A 15851-nucleotide genomic window follows, 5' to 3' on the forward strand; every position below is an offset into this window, starting at 1 on the left:
ATTACTTGTTCTCCTCGGTGCGGGGGGTGGCTGTGGTGGCGGACTCGTTGCCGCCCAGCAGCAGGTAGAGGACGGCCATCCGGACGGACACGCCGTTGGCGACCTGCTCGACGACCGTGCAGCGGTCGGAGTCGGCGACCTCGGCGGTGATCTCCATGCCGCGGACCATGGGGCCGGGGTGCATGACGATGGCGTGCTCGGGCATCTTCGCCATCCGGTCGCCGTCCAGCCCGTACCGGCGCGAGTACTCGCGCTCGGTGGGGAAGAAGGCGGCGTTCATCCGCTCGCGCTGCACACGCAGCATCATCACCGCGTCGGACTTCGGCAGCACGCTGTCGAGGTCGTACGAGATCGCGCAGGGCCAGGTCTCGACGCCGACCGGGACCAGGGTCGGCGGGGCCACCAGGGTGACCTCGGCGCCGAGGGTGTGCAGCAGGTCGACGTTGGAGCGGGCGACCCGGCTGTGCAGGACGTCTCCGACGATCGTGATGCGCTTGCCGGCCAGGTCCTGGCCGAGGCCCGTGTCGCGGCCGACGAGGCGGCGGCGCATGGTGAAGGCGTCCAGGAGGGCCTGGGTGGGGTGCTGGTGGGTGCCGTCGCCCGCGTTGATGACGGGGGCGTCGATCCAGCCGGAGGTGGCGAGGCGGTACGGGGCGCCGGAGGCTCCGTGCCGGATGACGACCGCGTCGACGCCCATGGCCTCCAGGGTCTGCGCGGTGTCCTTGAGGGACTCGCCCTTGGAGACGCTGGAGCCCTTGGCCGCGAAGTTGATCACGTCGGCGGAGAGGCGCTTCTCGGCGGCCTCGAAGGAAATCCGGGTCCGGGTGGAGTCCTCGAAGAAGAGGTTGCAGATCGTGCGGCCGCGCAGGGTGGGCAGCTTCTTGATCGGCCGGTCGGCCACCCGGGCCATCTCCTCGGCGGTGTCGAGGATCTGGACGGCGTCGTCGCGGGTGAGGTCGGCGGCCGAGATGAGGTGACGCATCATCGGGGTTTCTCTCCGTGGTGGGGAGGGCGTGAGGGCATGCGGGGGCGCAGGGGTGTGCCCCCCGGAGGCCCCGCGGGGTAGCCGGTCCGGCTAGGAGGCGGGCTGGGAACCGAGCAGGACGGTGTCGCGACCGTCTTCCTCGGCGAGCTGCACCTTGACCGTCTCCCGCAGCGACGTGGGGAGGTTCTTGCCGACGTAGTCGGCACGGATCGGAAGTTCGCGGTGGCCGCGGTCGACGAGGACCGCGAGCTGCACGGCGCGCGGGCGGCCGATGTCGCCGAGCGCGTCGAGGGCGGCGCGGATGGTCCGGCCGGAGAAGAGGACGTCGTCGACGAGGACGACGAGGCGGCCGTCGATGCCGTCACCGGGGATCTCGGTGCGGCCGATGGCGCGCGCGGGCTTCAGCCGGAGGTCGTCCCGGTACATGGTGATGTCGAGCGAACCGACCGGGATCTTGACACCGGTGATCGACTCGAGCTTCTCGGCGAGCCGGCGGGCGAGGAAGACACCGCGGGTCGGAATGCCGAGGAGGACCACGTCGTCGGCGCCCTTGGCGCGCTCGACGATCTCGTGGGCGATGCGGGTCAGGACCCGCGCGATGTCGGGGGCCTCGAGAACGGGCCGGGCCTCATCGCCGTACTGCTGGGCGTCCATAAGAAAGGACCTCCTTCTCCGCCTCACGGGACGGTTCTTAAAGGACGTCTGATGTGCGAGCCCCACATTACCAGGGGCGGCGTGTCGCGCCCGCCGGGGGTCGGGACGCCGCACCGGAACGTCACCCCCCTGGGAGGGGTGGTACGGACCGTTCGGCTTGACGGGAAAGAGTAACGCTGCGTAACCTCACAGTGAGTTACCAGCCGCGCGGCGCAGCCGCATGTCGTCACAGCGTCCGGGAGCGTTATGTCCAGCGAATACGCAAAGCAGCTCGGGGCCAAACTCCGTGCCATCCGTACCCAGCAGGGTCTTTCCCTCCACGGCGTGGAGGAGAAGTCCCAGGGCCGCTGGAAGGCCGTGGTGGTCGGCTCGTACGAGCGCGGCGACCGCGCGGTGACCGTGCAGCGCCTCGCCGAGCTGGCGGACTTCTACGGGGTGCCGGTGCAGGAGCTCCTGCCGGGCACGACCCCGGGCGGGGCCGCCGAGCCGCCGCCGAAGCTGGTCCTGGACCTGGAGCGCCTGGCGCACGTCCCCCAGGAGAAGGCCGGCCCGCTCCAGCGCTACGCGGCGACGATCCAGTCCCAGCGCGGCGACTACAACGGCAAGGTGCTGTCGATCCGCCAGGACGACCTGCGCACCCTGGCCGTGATCTACGACCAGTCCCCCTCGGTCCTCACCGAGCAGCTGATCAGCTGGGGTGTCCTCGACGCGGACGCGCGCCGCGCGGTCGCCCACGACGAGAACTGACCCTGCCGCTCCCCCGTGCGGGGAGCCAGCAGAAACGTACCGCCGGGCCCGTGGACGTCATCCGACGTCCACGGGCCCGCGTGCTTCCCGGAAGGGCCGCGCCTCCCGGAAGGGCCTTCCGGGGCCTCTGAGGGCCCTCTGAGGCCCCGTACGCAACTTTTGCCCCGAGATGCCCCGAAGAGCCCCGAAGAGTCCCTGATACGCCGAAGGGGCCCACAGCACGAATGCTGCGGGCCCCTTCGGTGTAGCCCCGTGGGGATCGGACGAACTCAGGCGTCCGCGTCCCGGCGGAGGCGCGGCTTCAGTTCCTTGAAGCGCGCCAGGATGCCGTTGACGAAGTTGGGCGACTCGTCCGTGGAGAACTCCTTGGCGAGCTGCACGGCCTCGTCGATCGCGACCGCGTCCGGCGTGCCGTCCTCCCAGATCAGCTCGTACGCACCGAGGCGCACGATGTTCCGGTCGGCGACCGGCATCCGGTCGAGGTCCCAGTCCACCGCGTAGGTGTGGATCAGCTCGTCGATGCGCGCGACCTGGGTCGCGTACCCCTCGACCAGCTGCATGGTGAAGTCGCTGACCGGCGGCTGACGGTCGTCGGACCGCGCGAGCCGGATCTGGTCGGCGAGGACCTCCTGGACGGAGGCGCCGCGCTGATCGGCCTCGAAGAGGATCTGGAAGGCCCGCTTGCGGGCCTTGCTCCGGGCGGCCACGGTTACTTGCTCACCCGGCCGAGGTAGCTGCTGTCGCGCGTGTCGACCTTGACCTTCTCGCCGGTCGTGACGAAGAGCGGGACCTGGATCTCGTGGCCGGTCTCCAGCGTGGCGGGCTTGGTGCCACCGGTGGAGCGGTCGCCCTGGACGCCCGGGTCCGTGTGCTGGATGACGAGCTCGACGGCGGCCGGGAGCTCGACGTAGAGCACCTCGCCCTCGTGCTGCGCGACGGAGGCGCTGAAGCCCTCGATAAGGAAGTTGGCGGCGTCGCCGACGGCCTTGCGGTCGACCATCAGCTGGTCGTAGGTCTCCATGTCCATGAAGACGAAGTAGTCGCCGTCCATGTAGGAGAACTGCATGTCGCGGCGGTCGATGGTGGCCGTCTCGACCTTGGTGCCGGCGTTGAAGGTCTTGTCGACGACCTTGCCGGAGAGCACGCTCTTCAGCTTGGTGCGCACGAAGGCCGGGCCCTTGCCGGGCTTGACGTGCTGGAACTCGACGACGGACCAGAGCTGGCCCCCGTCGAGCTTGAGCACCATGCCGTTCTTGAGGTCGTTCGTGGAAGCCACGGTTGCGGAATCTCCTGGACTGACGTGACCGGGGGATGCGTACGCGCCCTACAGCGCGAGCAGCTCCTTGGTCGTGATGGTGAGTAGCTCGGGTCCGCCGTCCGCCTCCTGGCGCACGACGAGCGTGTCATCGATCCGGACCCCGCCCCGTCCCGGGAGGTGAACCCCCGGTTCGACGGTGACCGGCACACAAGCGTCCAGTTTACCCATGGCCGAGGGTGACAGCTGCGGGTCCTCGTCGATTTCGAGCCCCACACCGTGCCCGGTGAGCGGCACGGCGGCCTCCGCATGGCCTCCCGCGTCCAGGATCTGGCGGGCCGCGCGGTCCACGTCCCGGTACTCCGCGCCGGGTGCCAGGGACTCCCGGCCGGCCCGCTGAGCGGCGAAGACGAGGTCGTACAGCTCGATCTGCCAGTCCGCCGGGGCGGTGCCGATGACGAAAGTGCGACCGATCTCGCACCGGTAGCCGCGGTAGTCGGCGCCGAGGCAGACGGACAGGAAGTCGCCCTCCTCGACCCGGCGGTCGGTGGGCCGGTGCCGGCGGCGGCCGGAGTGCGGGCCGGTCGCCACCGAGGTCGGGAAGGCGGCTCCGTCGGCGCCGTGGTCGACGAGCCGCCGCTCCAGCTCCAGGGCGAGGTGGCGCTCCGTCCTGCCGACGAGGATCGACTCCAGGAGCTCGCCGAGGGCCTGGTCGGCGATCTCGGCGGCGATCCGCAGGCAGGCGATCTCGTCCTCGTCCTTGACGATCCTGAGCTGCTCGACGGCGCACGAGAGGTCGGCGAGCCGGAGCCCGGGCACGGCCGAGCCCATGATCCGGTGCCGGGCCACGGTGAGGTGGTGCTCCTCGACGGCGAGCGCGTCGGCGCCCGCCCGGGAGGCGAGCTCGACCGCGGTGATCGCCGGATCACCGCCCCCGGCGGGCAGCACCTGCTGCCGGAGCAGCTCGTCGAGCCGCCCGTCGGCGGGCTCGCCGCCGGGCGCGACGGGGCAGAGCAGGACGTCCGCCTCCGGCTCCGGGCCCACGAGCAGGACCGCCCCGGGGGGCGCCCCGCCCGCGAGATAACGGACGTTGGCGGGGCGGGAGACCAGGGCCGCCGGGCTGCCCGCGGCCGCGCACCGGTCGCGCAGTCGAACACGGCGGTCCGCATACACCTCAGACATGCTCCGAGCCTACGAGCAGCTCCTCGCCTCGGCCTGTTCTGCGCGTCCGACCGGGGCCCGGGCCCGTCCGGCGCGGCCGGGCCGGGCCCGGGGCCGTCCACGACCGCCGGGCCGGGTTCACCAGGCGGGCGGGCTCGCGATCGCGCGGGCGAGGACGTCGTCGAGGACGCGGGCGGTGGTCTCCACGTCGTACGTCGAGTTGTCGATGATCGGCAGCCCGGAGCCGTACCAGCCGGCCATCCGGCCGTGGATGGCGGCGACCTCCTCGTCGGAGAGGCGCCGGTTGCCGCTGCGCTCCGCGTTGCGCTCCAGGACGACCTCCAGGCCCGGCAGGAGCACGACGGGCAGCAGGCCGGGGCCGACGTGCCGCTTCCAGCCGCCGAGACCGACGACGGGCCGGTCGGGGAAGACGGCGTCGTCGACGATGCAGGAGATGCCGTTGGCGAGGAAGTTGCGGGCGGCGAAGCCGCAGGTCCGGCGGGCGAGGCGGTACTGCGCCTCGGAGTGCTCGTTCCATCCCGACTGCGGGTCGGCGAAGCCGGAGCAGACCCACTCGCGGACGTCGTCGAGACTGATGTGCGCGGTGGGCACCCGGCGACGCTGGGCCCAGTGCCGGGCCACGGTGGTCTTCCCGGCCCCGGCGGGTCCGATGAGCAGCACGGCGAGCGTCGCGGCCCCGGTCCCGCCGCCGTACTCCACGGGCGGCGCGAGGGGCGCGAGGGGCCGGCTGCCCGGCGGGAGGGACAGGTGTCCGGTGGGGTCGACCCGGTGCGGGGCGGGATGCGGCGCGGCGTGCGGGGCTGGATGCGGCACGGGGTGCGAGGCGGAGTGCGGCCCCGGCCCGTGCGCTCCCGCCGCGTGCGGCGGCGTGACGGGCGGCTGCGGTACGGCCCCGGGGACGACGCCCCACCCGGGTACGGGGGGCGCCGCGAGGGGCGCGCGGGTGCCCTGGGGCGACTGCCCGGGGTGGAGCGTCGGGTGCACGCCGAGGCGGGACGCCTCCGGAGGGGCGTACGGCCCCGGCGGCGGAGGCGCCTGCGGAACAGGCGCCCCCGGAACGGGCGGCGGCCCGGCCTGGGCAGCGCCCTCGGGTGCTGTTCCTGTGGTCCCGCTCGGCGTCTGCTCGGGCGGAGGCAGCGGACCCCCCACTGCGTGCTGCATCCGGTGCCACTCCGTCTCGTGCGACCGACTGATGTTTCCGGGCCTTGTCCGGGGTGTCCTGCCGTCCCGGACGCCGGAACGTTACCGCCCCGGCCCCCCACAGGGGGAACGGCCGGGGGCGGCCCGAAGTGCCCGGCCCGCCCCCGCCGTGCGAGGTCCCGCCCCGCCCACTACCGCGTCAGCCCGAGAGTTCCTCGGCGAGCGCCCGCAGGGCCAGCCGGTAGGAACCGATCCCGAAGCCGGCGACCGTCCCGCTCGCCACGGCCGCGATGACCGAGGTGTGCCGGAACTCCTCCCGGGTGTACGGGTTCGAGATGTGCACCTCGACCAGCGGGGCGGTCCGCTGCGCGGCCGCGTCCCGCATCCCGTACGAGTAGTGCGTGAAGGCACCGGGGTTGATGACCACCGGGATCGAGCCGTCCGCTGCCTCGTGGAGCCAGCGGATCATCTCGCCCTCGTCGTTGGTCTCCCGCACGTCGACGTCGAAGCCGAGCTCCGCGCCGAGCGTCCGGCAGGCCTCGACGAGCCCCTTGTACGAGGTCGCGCCGTAGATGTCCGGCTCGCGGGAGCCGAGCCGGCCGAGGTTCGGCCCGTTCAGCACGAGGACGGGACGGCCGGGGCGGGCGGCGGTCACACCGACACCTCTCCGTACGCGGCGAAGAGGACGGCCGGGTCGGGGCCCTCCAGGACGGTCGGCTTGCCGAGCCCGTCGAGGACGATGAAGCGCAGCAGGTCGCCGCGGGACTTCTTGTCCACCTTCATCGTCTCCAGGAGCTTGGGCCACTGGTCGCCGCGGTAGGTGAGCGGCAGGCCGACGGACTCCAGGACCGCGCGGTGCCGGTCGGCGGTGGCGTCGTCGAGGCGGCCGGCCAGCCGGCCGAGCTCGGCGGCGAAGACCATGCCGACGGAGACGGCGGCGCCGTGGCGCCACTTGTACCGCTCGTTCTTCTCGATGGCGTGGGCCAGCGTGTGCCCGTAGTTGAGGATCTCGCGGCGGCCGGCCTCCTTGAGGTCGCCGGAGACGACGTCCGCCTTCACCCGGATGGACCGGACGATGAGCTCGGCGGTGTGCGGTCCCGCGGGCGTACGGGCCGCCTCGGGGTCCTCCTCCACGAGGTCGAGGATCACCGGGTCGGCGATGAAACCGGCCTTGATGATCTCGGCGAGCCCGCTGACGTAGTCGTGCACGGGCAGCGAGTCGAGGGCGGCGAGGTCGCAGAGGACACCGGCCGGCGGGTGGAAGGCGCCGACGAGGTTCTTGCCCTCGGCGGTGTTGATGCCGGTCTTGCCGCCGACGGCCGCGTCGACCATCGCGAGGACGGTGGTCGGGACGGCGATCCAGCGGACGCCCCGCAGCCACGTCGCGGCGACGAAGCCGGCGAGGTCGGTGGTGGCACCGCCGCCGACGCCGACGATGACGTCGGTGCGGGTGAAGCCGGTCTGGCCGAGCGCCTTCCAGCAGTAGGCGGCGACCTCGGCGGTCTTCGCCTCCTCGGCGTTGGGCACCTGGATGGCGACGGCCTCGTAGCCCTGGTCGGCGAGGTCCTCACGGAGCGCCTCGCCGGTGTCGGCGAGGGCCTCCGGGTGGATCACGGCGACCCGCTTGGCCAGGGGGCCGATGAGCGACGGGAGCTCGCCGAGCAGCTGGCTGCCGACGAGCACCTCGTACGCCTCCGTACCGGCGCTGCCCGCGACCTGGATCCGGGTGACTTCCTGCTCCGTCGTCATGCGTCCTTCTTCGGGTCAAGCTGCGGGTCGAGCTGCGGGTCGAGCGTCGGGTCGGGCTTCGGGTCGAGCGCCGAGAGGATCGCGTCGGCGACCTCCTCGGGGGTGCGGTCGTCGGTGGCGACGACGACGCGCGCGACCTCGGTGTAGAGGTGGCGGCGCGCCTCCATCAGCTCGCGCCACTGGCGGCGCGGGTTGACGGCGAGCAGCGGCCGCGCCGTGTTGAGGCCGACGCGGCGGACCGCCTCGTCGACGTCCATGGAGAGGTACGCGACGGGCAGCCCGGCGAGCAGCGCGCGGGTGCCGGCGTCGAGGACCGCGCCGCCGCCGAGGGCGAGGACGCCCTCGTGCGCGGCGACGGCCGCGGCGACGGCGTCCCGCTCGCGTGCCCGGAAGTACTCCTCGCCGTCCTCGACGAAGATGTCGGAGATCTCACGGCCCTCGGCGGCGACGATGTCGGCGTCCGTGTCCCGGTAGGGCACGCCCAGCCTCTCGGCCAGGAGCGTGCCCACCGTGGACTTGCCGGAACCCATGGGTCCGACGAGGACGACCAGCGGTCCGGCGGTCACCGGATGTGCAGGTTGTCGAGGTACGACCGCACGTTGCGGCGGGTCTCGGGGACGCTGTCGCCGCCGAACTTCTCGACGAGCGCGTCCGCGATGACGAGCGCGACCATGGCCTCGGCGACGATGCCGGCGGCGGGGACGGCGCACACGTCGGAGCGCTGGTGGTGGGCGGCCGCGACCTCGCCGGTGGCGACGTCGACCGTGGCGAGGGCGCGCGGGACGGTCGCGATGGGCTTCATCGCGGCGCGGACCCGCAGCAGCTCGCCGGTGGTGAGACCGCCCTCGGTGCCGCCGGAGCGGCCGGAGGTGCGCTTGATGGTGCCGTCCTCGGCCCGCACGATCTCGTCGTGGGCCTGGGAACCGGGGACCCGGGCGAGGTCGAAGCCGTCGCCGACCTCGACGCCCTTGATGGCCTGGATGCCCATGAGCGCGGCGGCGAGCCGGGCGTCGAGGCGACGGTCCCAGTGGACGTGCGAGCCGAGCCCGACGGGCACCCCGTAGGCGAGCACCTCGACGACGCCGCCGAGGGTGTCCCCGTCCTTGTGGGCCTGGTCGATCTCGGCGACCATCGCCTTCGACGCGTCGGCGTCGAGGCAGCGGACCGGGTCGGCGTCGAGCTTCTCGACGTCGGCGGGGGTCGGGTAGACGCCGTACGGGGCCTTCGCCGCGGCGAGCTCGACGACGTGGCTCACGATCTCGATGCCGGCGGCCTCCTTGATGAAGGAGCGGGCGACGGCACCGAGGGCGACGCGGGCCGCGGTCTCCCGGGCGCTGGCGCGCTCCAGGATCGGGCGGGCCTCGTCGAAGCCGTACTTCTGCATGCCGGCGAGGTCGGCGTGGCCGGGCCGGGGGCGGGTCAGGGGCGCGTTGCGGCCCGTCTCCTTGAGCTCGGCCGGGTCGACCGGGTCGGCCGACATGACCTTCTCCCACTTGGGCCACTCGGTGTTGCCGACCATGACGGCGATCGGGGAACCGAGGGAGAGCCCGTGGCGGACGCCGCCGAGGAAGGTGACCTCGTCCTGCTCGAACTTCATCCGGGCGCCGCGTCCATAGCCGAGGCGCCGCCGCGCGAGGTGGTCCGCCACCAGCTCAGTGGTGACCGGGACGCCGGCGGGAAGACCCTCCAGCGTCGCGACCAGCGCGGGTCCGTGGGATTCCCCAGCGGTCAGCCAACGCAACCTGCTCAACGATGCTCCTCATGCTCGCGCCCTGGCACTGCGACGGCACGACCGGGTGCGCGGCCCTGGCCCGCCGCCCCCGATCCTCCCACGTCCGGCACACGAACCCGTGCTCCGGTCCAGCTATCGGACGCGGAGGTCGGGTTCGTGGCCAGGAGCGTCGGCCTCGGGTGACTGTCCGAAGCCTGTGCGCAGCCGCTTGAGGCCCGCTGGGGCGCGCGCCTCTACCGGGCGGCCAGCGCCCGCTCCCCCGCCATGCGCATCGCCGCGAGCGGCGCCTTCGGGAGGCCCGTCATCTGCTCGAACTGGAGGCCCGCCTGGTGGACCAGGAGGTCCAGGCCGCTGACGACCTTGCCACCGTGGTCGGACCAGGCGGCGGCGAGGGCGGTCGGCCAGGGGTCGTACAGGACGTCGAAGAGCGTGCCGACGGTGTTCGAGACGGCCGGCGCGAGCGCGTTGGTCGTCCCGGCCGGGGTCGTCGCGACGACCAGCTCCGCGGTGAACGCGTGCGCCGCCTTCTCCCAGTCCGCCGTCCGGACCTCCACGCCGAGCCGTTCGCCCCAGCCCCGCATCTCCTCCGCGCGCGCCTCGCTGCGGACGTACGCGGTGACGGGGCCGTCGCAGATCCGGGCGACCGCGGCGAGCGCCGAGGAGGCCGTGGCGCCGGCGCCGAGGATCGCCGCGGAGGCCACCTTCTCGACGCCCCGCTCGCTCAGGGCCGCGAGCATCCCCGGGATGTCGGTGTTGTCGCCGACCCGGCGGCCGTCCTCGCGGAAGACCAGCGTGTTGACGGCCTCCACGGAGGCGGCCGTCTCGCTGATCTCGTCGAGCAGCGGGATGACCGCCCGCTTGAGCGGCATGGTCAGCGAGAATCCGGCCCAGCTGTCGTCCAGCTCGCCGATGAACCCGGGCAGCGCGGCCTCGTCGACCTCGAACCGGTCGTAGGTCCAGCCGTCGAGACCGAGCTCGATGTACCCGGCGCGGTGCAGGACCGGGGAGAGCGAGTGCCCGATCGGCGAACCGAGGACGGCGGCGCGGTGCCGCGTCTCACTGGTTCGTGCTGGCATTGAACTTGTCCTTGAGCTTGAGGAAGTCGGCGTGCGTCTTGGCGAACTCGGTCTTGTTCATGCCGTCCGTGGCCACGAAGTAGAGCCAGCCGTCCTTGGTGGGACTGAGCATGGCGGCGAGCGCCTCGTTGCCCGGGTTGCCGATCGGCCCCGGCGGCAGACCCTTGTGCTTGTACGTGTTGTACGGGTCCGTGTTGGTACGGGTCTCCTGCTCGGAGATCTTGATCTCGCTCTGGCCCTTGAGGTAGTTCAGGGTCGAGTCGAACTGGAGGAGCTGGACCGTCTCCTGGTACGCCGGGTTGAGACGGTTGTAGACGACCTCGGCCATCTTCGTGAAGTCGTCGTGGGTCTTGCCCTCGGCCTGCACGAGGCTCGCGACGGTGACCAGTTCCCACGGTCCCTTGACCCCGAGTTCCTTCGCCTTCGCGTCCAGGTCCAGCTTCGTGTACTCCGCGTTCGCCCGCGAGACCATCCGCCGCAGCGCGTCCTCGGGCTTGCTGTTCTTCGCGACCGGGTAGCTCGCCGGGAAGAGGAAGCCCTCCAGCGGGTCCTTGGTCTCCGCGTGGTTCTTGGCCCAGTCGGGCAGCCCGAGGGAGTCGGCCTTCTTGAAGGCGATGTCCTTGGTGGTGCCCGCCTTGAGGTCGAGGCGCTTGTCGATCTGCTCGTACACCCAGGCGTTGCGCTTGCCCTCGGGGATGACGAGGTTGCTCTGGCTGACGGGGTCGAGCATGAGCGCGACCGCGCTGTCCGCCGACATCTCCTTCTTCAGCGTGTAGACGCCCGCCTGGATGGAGAGGCCCTTGGTGTTCCGCTGCTGCGCCGAGACGAAGGCGTCGACGCTCTTCACGACGCCGGCCTTCTTGAGGATGTTGCCGATCTGGTAGCCGCCCGAGTCCTTGGGGATCTCGACCTGGACGTCGCCGGTGCCGCCGCCCGCGTAGTCGGGGGCCGCGCCGAACTGGCCCTGCCAGAACTGGTAGCCGAAGTAGCCGATGCCGCCGATGCCGCCGACGAGGACGCCGGCCACGACGAGGCAGGCCACGCCGTTCTTGCCCTTGCGCTTCTTGGCCTTGCTGCGGCGTTCGCGGTCGCGGTCGTCGCCGCGGGAGCCCCGGCCCGCGGGCGCGGGCTCGTCCTCGTACCCGTCGTCCTCGTGGTCGGGGTTGCCGGAGCCGTCGGCGCCCGTGAAGAAGGGATGGTCGTCCTCGCGCGCGGGTGCCGGGCGGGTCTCCTCCTCCGGGGCCCAGTCGATCACCGGCTCCGGCGGGTTCTGCCGGTGGCCGGGAGCCTGGGGCGGCGGGTACGCCTCCGGGGTGCCGTAGAGGTCGGGGTTCTGGCCCGCGTACGGGTCGACCGGGGGCTGGCCGTACGCCATGGCGGCCTGGCCCGTCTCCCAGTTGCCGTCGTATGCCTGTACGGGCTGCCCGGGCGTGTCGTAACCGCCCGGGTAGCCCGTCCCGTACTGCTGCTGATACTGCTGCTGCTGGTACTGCGGATCCGCGTAGCCCTGCGGCTCCTGCGGGTACTGCTGGTACTGCTGCTGCTGATACTGGTATTGCTGCTGGTACGGGTCTCCCTCGTACCCCTGACCGCCGCTCTGCCCGTACGGGCTCGCCTGCTGCGGCTGCTGCGGGTGCCGGTACTGCTGCTGACCTTCCCACCCCTGGTCCCCGTACAACGGGTCCGTGGGGTGCCACGGTTCGGAGCCTGGGCCCCGGCCATACTCAGTCATCGATCCCCAAACAGCCGCGAGGCTTCCGGACGTTCCGCCTCTACGTAGTGCGGCAGCTGTTCGAACACCGCCGCATCGGCCGGAACGTTACCGTACCGCGATCAGATGACCACTTCGACGCCCTCACCGGGCGGATTACCTGATACCCGTTCGGACTCAAGAGCGTTCTGCAGGATGATCACAGCGGCGGCCTGGTCGATGACCGAACGCCCCTTCTTGGACTTCACGCCCGAGGCCCGCAGGCCCTGGGTCGCGGTCACCGTGGTCATCCGCTCGTCCACGAGCCGGACCGGGATCGGGGCGATGCCCTTGGCCATCTCACCGGCGAAGGCGCGGACCTTCGTCGCGGCCGGACCCTCCCGCCCGCTGAGCGAGCGGGGCAGGCCCACGACGACCTCGATGGGCTCGTACTCCTCGACGATCTGGCGGAGCCGCCGGTGGGCGGCCGGGACGTCACGTCCCGGCACGGTCTCCACCGGCGTGGCGAGGACCCCGTCGGGGTCGCACGAGGCGACCCCGATCCGGGCGTCCCCGACGTCGACCGCGAGGCGACGGCCGCGACGCATCGTCACGCCGTCTCCACCACGAGACGCTCGACGGCGGCGATGGCCTCGCCGACGGCCTCCGGGTTCTGGCCGCCGCCCTGGGCGACGTCCGGCTTGCCGCCGCCACCGCCACCGAGGGTCTTGGCGGCCGTGCGGACCAGCTCGCCGGCCTTGAGACCGCGCTCGCGGGCGGCCTCGTTGGTGGCGATGACCGTCAGCGGCTTGCCGTTGACCGTGGTGAACAGGGCCACGACGGCCGGGCGGCCGCCCGAGATGCGGCCACGGACGTCGAGGACCAGCTTGCGCAGGTCGTCGGCGCCGGTGCCGTCCGGCACCTGACCGGTGACGAGGGCGACGCCGCGGACGTCCTGGGCGGAGTCGACGAGACCGGCGGCGGCCTGGAGGACCTTCTCCGCGCGGAACTTCTCGATCTCCTTCTCGGCGTCCTTCAGCTTGCCGAGCATGGAGGAGATCTTCTCCGGCAGCTCCTCCGGGCGGCCCTTGACGAGCTCCTGGAGCTGGGCGACGACCGTGTGCTCACGGGCGAGGAAGTTGTACGCGTCGACGCCGACGAGGGCCTCGATGCGGCGCACGCCGGAACCGATCGACGACTCGCCGAGCAGCTTCACCAGACCCAGCTGGGCGGTGTTGTGGACGTGCGTGCCGCCGCACAGCTCCTTGGAGAAGTCGCCGATGGTGACGACGCGGACCTTCTCGCCGTACTTCTCGCCGAACTCGGCGATGGCGCCCTGGCGCTTGGCCTCGTCGATCGGCATGACCTCGGCGTGGACCTCGAGCTCGCGCGAGAGGACCTCGTTGATCTTCTGCTCGACGTCCATGAGGACCGTGCCGGGGACGGCGTTCGGCGAACCGAAGTCGAAGCGGAAGCGGCCGGGCTGGTTCTCGGAACCGGCCTGGGCGGCCGTCGGGCCGAGCGCGTCGCGCAGGGCCTGGTGCGTGAGGTGGGTGGCAGAGTGGGCGCGGGCGATGGCCCGGCGGCGCTTGACGTCGATGGCGGCGTAGGCGGTGGAGCCCACGGTCACCTCGCCGACCTGCACGGAACCCTTGTGGACCGAGACGCCCGGGACCGGCTGCTGGACGTCGCGGATCTCGATGACGGCGCCGGAGTGCAGCTTGATACGGCCCTGGTCGGCGATCTGGCCGCCGCCCTCGGCGTAGAACGGGGTGCGGTCGAGGACGACCTCGACCTCGTCGCCCTCGGAGGCGGCCGGCGACGGGACGCCGTTCACCAGCAGGCCGACGACGGTGGTCTCGCCCTCGCTGTTGGTGTAGCCGACGAACTGGGTGGCGCCGTTGGAGTCGGCGATCTCCCGGTAGGCCGTCATGTCGGCGTGACCGGTCTTCTTGGCCTTGGCGTCGGCCTTGGCGCGCTCCCGCTGCTCCTTCATCAGGCGGCGGAAGCCGTCCTCGTCCACGGAGAGGCCCTGCTCGGAGGCCATCTCCAGGGTGAGGTCGATCGGGAAGCCCCAGGTGTCGTGGAGCAGGAACGCCTTGTCGCCGGAGAGGACCGTGCCGCCGGCGGCCTTGGTCTCGGTCACGGCGGTGTCGAGGATGTTCGTGCCGCCCTTGAGGGCCTTGAGGAAGGCGGCCTCTTCGGCGAGCGCGACGGTCTCGATGCGCTTGCGGTCGGTGACGAGCTCCGGGTACTGCTCGCCCATCGTGTTGATCACGGTGTCGACGAGCTCCTGCACGACCGGGCCCGTGGCGCCGAGGAGGCGCATGTTGCGGACGGCGCGGCGCATGATGCGGCGGAGCACGTAGCCGCGGCCCTCGTTGCCCGGGGTGACGCCGTCGCCGATGAGCATGACGGAGGTCCGCATGTGGTCGGCGACCACGCGCAGCGAGACGTCGCTGTCCTTGGCCTTGCCGTAGGCGACGCCGGTGAGGGCGGTGGCCTTGTCGATGACGACCTGGAGGGTGTCCGTCTCGTACATGTTCTGGACGCCCTGGAGGATCATCGCCAGGCGCTCCAGGCCGAGGCCCGTGTCGATGTTCTTCGACGGCAGCTCGCCGAGGATCGGGAAGTCGTCCTTGCCGGAGCCCTCGCCGCGCTCGTACTGCATGAAGACCAGGTTCCAGATCTCCACGTACCGCTCGTCGTTGACGGCCGGGCCGCCCTCGACGCCGAACTCGGGGCCGCGGTCGTAGTTGATCTCGGAGCACGGGCCGCAGGGGCCGGGGACGCCCATCGACCAGTAGTTGTCCTTCTTGCCGAGGCGCTGGATGCGCTCGGCCGGGACGCCGACGACGTCGCGCCAGATCTGCTCGGCCTCGTCGTCCTCCTGGTAGACGGTGATCCAGAGCTTCTCCGGCTCGAGCCCGTAGCCGCCGTGCTCCACCGAGGTGGTCAGCAGCTCCCAGGCGAGCTTGATGGCGCCTTCCTTGAAGTAGTCGCCGAAGGAGAAGTTGCCGCACATCTGGAAGAAGGTGCCGTGGCGGGTGGTCTTGCCGACTTCCTCGATGTCGGGCGTGCGCACGCACTTCTGCACGCTGGACGCGCGCGTGAAGGGCGGCTTGACCTCACCCAGGAAGTAGGGCTTGAACGGCACCATGCCTGCGGGGACGAGCAGCAGAGTCGGGTCGTCCGCGATGAGCGACGCCGAAGGGACGACGGTGTGCCCGCGCTCCTCGAAGAAGCTCAGCCAGCGGCGGCGGATTTCAGCCGACTCCATCAGTGGTCCTCATTCCGGTTGTACGAGATCGTGGGGATCGAGTTCATCGAATACGTCGTGTGCGGTCCTGCGGTGGGGCCGAGCGCGGCCCTGCGGCGCGGGGCCGGAAGCTCGCGGTCCGCGGCGTCCACGGGTGCGTCCAGGCCGAGGGCCGTCTCCAGCTCGGCTTCCCGCTGGACCATGCCCGCCCTCACGTCGAGGGCGAAGTCCTTGAGCCGGTGTCCGGTCTCGACGGCCTTGTTCGCCGCCTGGGCGGCGAGGCTCTCGGGCGTCAGCTGCTTCAGCTTCGCGTTGACCTTGGCGGTGGCCCACACGCCGGCGGCTGCGCCGGCCGTGAACCAGAACGTGCGGCGGAACATGA

16 protein-coding genes are annotated in these 15851 nt (G+C 71.8%); 1 reads left to right on the forward strand and 15 read right to left on the reverse strand.

The window, feature by feature from the left end; all coding sequences use genetic code 11:
* Position 1 precedes the first annotated feature (1 nt).
* Positions 2–985: an aspartate carbamoyltransferase catalytic subunit gene (locus ACFC0Z_RS25485; RefSeq protein WP_376442207.1), complete on the reverse strand. Its 984-nt coding sequence runs from the start codon at positions 983–985 to the stop codon at positions 2–4.
* A gap of 90 nt (positions 986–1075) precedes the next feature.
* Positions 1076–1639 (reverse strand): bifunctional pyr operon transcriptional regulator/uracil phosphoribosyltransferase PyrR, encoded by a 564-nt coding sequence (pyrR, locus tag ACFC0Z_RS25490; protein WP_376442210.1) that lies wholly within the window; start codon positions 1637–1639, stop codon positions 1076–1078.
* A 246-nt stretch (positions 1640–1885) separates the two neighbouring features.
* Here pyrR and bldD point away from each other — a divergent pair, with 246 nt between their 5' ends.
* Complete coding sequence (gene bldD / locus ACFC0Z_RS25495) at positions 1886–2386, forward strand: transcriptional regulator BldD (protein WP_330176793.1); 501 nt, start codon at positions 1886–1888, stop codon at positions 2384–2386.
* 269 nt (positions 2387–2655) lie between these two features.
* Here the strand turns inward: bldD and nusB are convergent, their stop codons facing one another.
* From nusB to ACFC0Z_RS25560, 13 genes are all read right to left on the reverse strand, one after another.
* A complete protein-coding gene (nusB, locus tag ACFC0Z_RS25500; protein WP_376442212.1) occupies positions 2656–3093 on the reverse strand; it encodes a transcription antitermination factor NusB in 438 nt (145 codons plus the stop codon).
* A gap of 2 nt (positions 3094–3095) precedes the next feature.
* Entirely contained in the window at positions 3096–3662 is a 567-nt protein-coding gene (gene efp, locus ACFC0Z_RS25505; protein ID WP_376442214.1) for an elongation factor P, read from the reverse strand.
* Positions 3663–3710: 48 nt separating this feature from the next.
* Positions 3711–4823, reverse strand: coding sequence for an aminopeptidase P family protein (locus tag ACFC0Z_RS25510; RefSeq protein ID WP_376442217.1), 1113 nt, complete (start codon positions 4821–4823; stop codon positions 3711–3713).
* A gap of 117 nt (positions 4824–4940) precedes the next feature.
* A complete protein-coding gene (locus ACFC0Z_RS25515) occupies positions 4941–5984 on the reverse strand; it encodes an AAA family ATPase (RefSeq protein ID WP_376442219.1) in 1044 nt (347 codons plus the stop codon).
* 178 nt (positions 5985–6162) lie between these two features.
* Positions 6163–6618 carry a type II 3-dehydroquinate dehydratase gene (aroQ, locus tag ACFC0Z_RS25520; protein ID WP_376442221.1) on the reverse strand — a complete coding sequence of 152 codons (456 nt, stop codon included), beginning with the start codon at positions 6616–6618 and terminating at the stop codon, positions 6163–6165.
* Positions 6615–7712 (reverse strand): 3-dehydroquinate synthase, encoded by a 1098-nt coding sequence (gene aroB, locus ACFC0Z_RS25525; RefSeq protein ID WP_376442223.1) that lies wholly within the window; start codon positions 7710–7712, stop codon positions 6615–6617. The genes aroQ and aroB overlap by 4 nt, the downstream gene beginning before the upstream one ends.
* Positions 7709–8278 carry a shikimate kinase gene (locus tag ACFC0Z_RS25530; RefSeq protein WP_376442226.1) on the reverse strand — a complete coding sequence of 190 codons (570 nt, stop codon included), beginning with the start codon at positions 8276–8278 and terminating at the stop codon, positions 7709–7711. Before ACFC0Z_RS25530 ends, aroB begins: the two co-directional genes overlap by 4 nt.
* On the reverse strand, positions 8275–9462 hold the full coding sequence (gene aroC / locus ACFC0Z_RS25535) for a chorismate synthase (RefSeq protein WP_376442228.1): 1188 nt from the start codon (positions 9460–9462) through the stop codon (positions 8275–8277). Before aroC ends, ACFC0Z_RS25530 begins: the two co-directional genes overlap by 4 nt.
* 215 nt (positions 9463–9677) lie before the next feature.
* Positions 9678–10520: a shikimate dehydrogenase gene (locus ACFC0Z_RS25540; protein ID WP_376442230.1), complete on the reverse strand. Its 843-nt coding sequence runs from the start codon at positions 10518–10520 to the stop codon at positions 9678–9680.
* A complete protein-coding gene (gene mltG, locus ACFC0Z_RS25545) occupies positions 10501–12252 on the reverse strand; it encodes an endolytic transglycosylase MltG (protein ID WP_376442233.1) in 1752 nt (583 codons plus the stop codon). Before mltG ends, ACFC0Z_RS25540 begins: the two co-directional genes overlap by 20 nt.
* A gap of 101 nt (positions 12253–12353) precedes the next feature.
* The gene (ruvX, locus tag ACFC0Z_RS25550) at positions 12354–12818 is read right to left on the reverse strand and encodes a Holliday junction resolvase RuvX (protein ID WP_360810020.1); all 465 of its coding nucleotides are present in this window, start codon (positions 12816–12818) and stop codon (positions 12354–12356) included.
* Between the two features lie 2 nt (positions 12819–12820).
* A complete protein-coding gene (gene alaS, locus ACFC0Z_RS25555) occupies positions 12821–15490 on the reverse strand; it encodes an alanine--tRNA ligase (protein WP_376442235.1) in 2670 nt (889 codons plus the stop codon).
* On the reverse strand, positions 15490–15849 hold the full coding sequence (locus tag ACFC0Z_RS25560; RefSeq protein WP_376442238.1) for a hypothetical protein: 360 nt from the start codon (positions 15847–15849) through the stop codon (positions 15490–15492). Before ACFC0Z_RS25560 ends, alaS begins: the two co-directional genes overlap by 1 nt.
* Positions 15850–15851 lie beyond the last annotated feature (2 nt).

This window comes from Streptomyces sp. NPDC056144 (assembly GCF_042264145.1).
Taxonomy (GTDB): Bacteria; Actinomycetota; Actinomycetes; order Streptomycetales; family Streptomycetaceae; genus Streptomyces.

Bases quoted from the DNA above. Each gene is read 5' to 3' on its own strand.
- ACFC0Z_RS25485 (WP_376442207.1), bottom strand. From the start codon at position 985: ATGATGCGTCACCTCATCTCGGCCGCCGACCTCACCCGCGACGACGCC.
- pyrR (WP_376442210.1), bottom strand. From the start codon at position 1,639: ATGGACGCCCAGCAGTACGGCGATGAGGCCCGGCCCGTTCTCGAGGCC.
- bldD (WP_330176793.1), top strand. From the start codon at position 1,886: ATGTCCAGCGAATACGCAAAGCAGCTCGGGGCCAAACTCCGTGCCATC.
- ACFC0Z_RS25510 (WP_376442217.1), bottom strand. From the start codon at position 4,823: ATGTCTGAGGTGTATGCGGACCGCCGTGTTCGACTGCGCGACCGGTGC.
- ACFC0Z_RS25515 (WP_376442219.1), bottom strand. From the start codon at position 5,984: ATGCAGCACGCAGTGGGGGGTCCGCTGCCTCCGCCCGAGCAGACGCCG.
- aroB (WP_376442223.1), bottom strand. From the start codon at position 7,712: ATGACGACGGAGCAGGAAGTCACCCGGATCCAGGTCGCGGGCAGCGCC.
- ACFC0Z_RS25540 (WP_376442230.1), bottom strand. From the start codon at position 10,520: ATGCCAGCACGAACCAGTGAGACGCGGCACCGCGCCGCCGTCCTCGGT.
- mltG (WP_376442233.1), bottom strand. From the start codon at position 12,252: ATGACTGAGTATGGCCGGGGCCCAGGCTCCGAACCGTGGCACCCCACG.
- ruvX (WP_360810020.1), bottom strand. From the start codon at position 12,818: ATGCGTCGCGGCCGTCGCCTCGCGGTCGACGTCGGGGACGCCCGGATC.
- alaS (WP_376442235.1), bottom strand. From the start codon at position 15,490: ATGGAGTCGGCTGAAATCCGCCGCCGCTGGCTGAGCTTCTTCGAGGAG.
- ACFC0Z_RS25560 (WP_376442238.1), bottom strand. From the start codon at position 15,849: ATGTTCCGCCGCACGTTCTGGTTCACGGCCGGCGCAGCCGCCGGCGTG.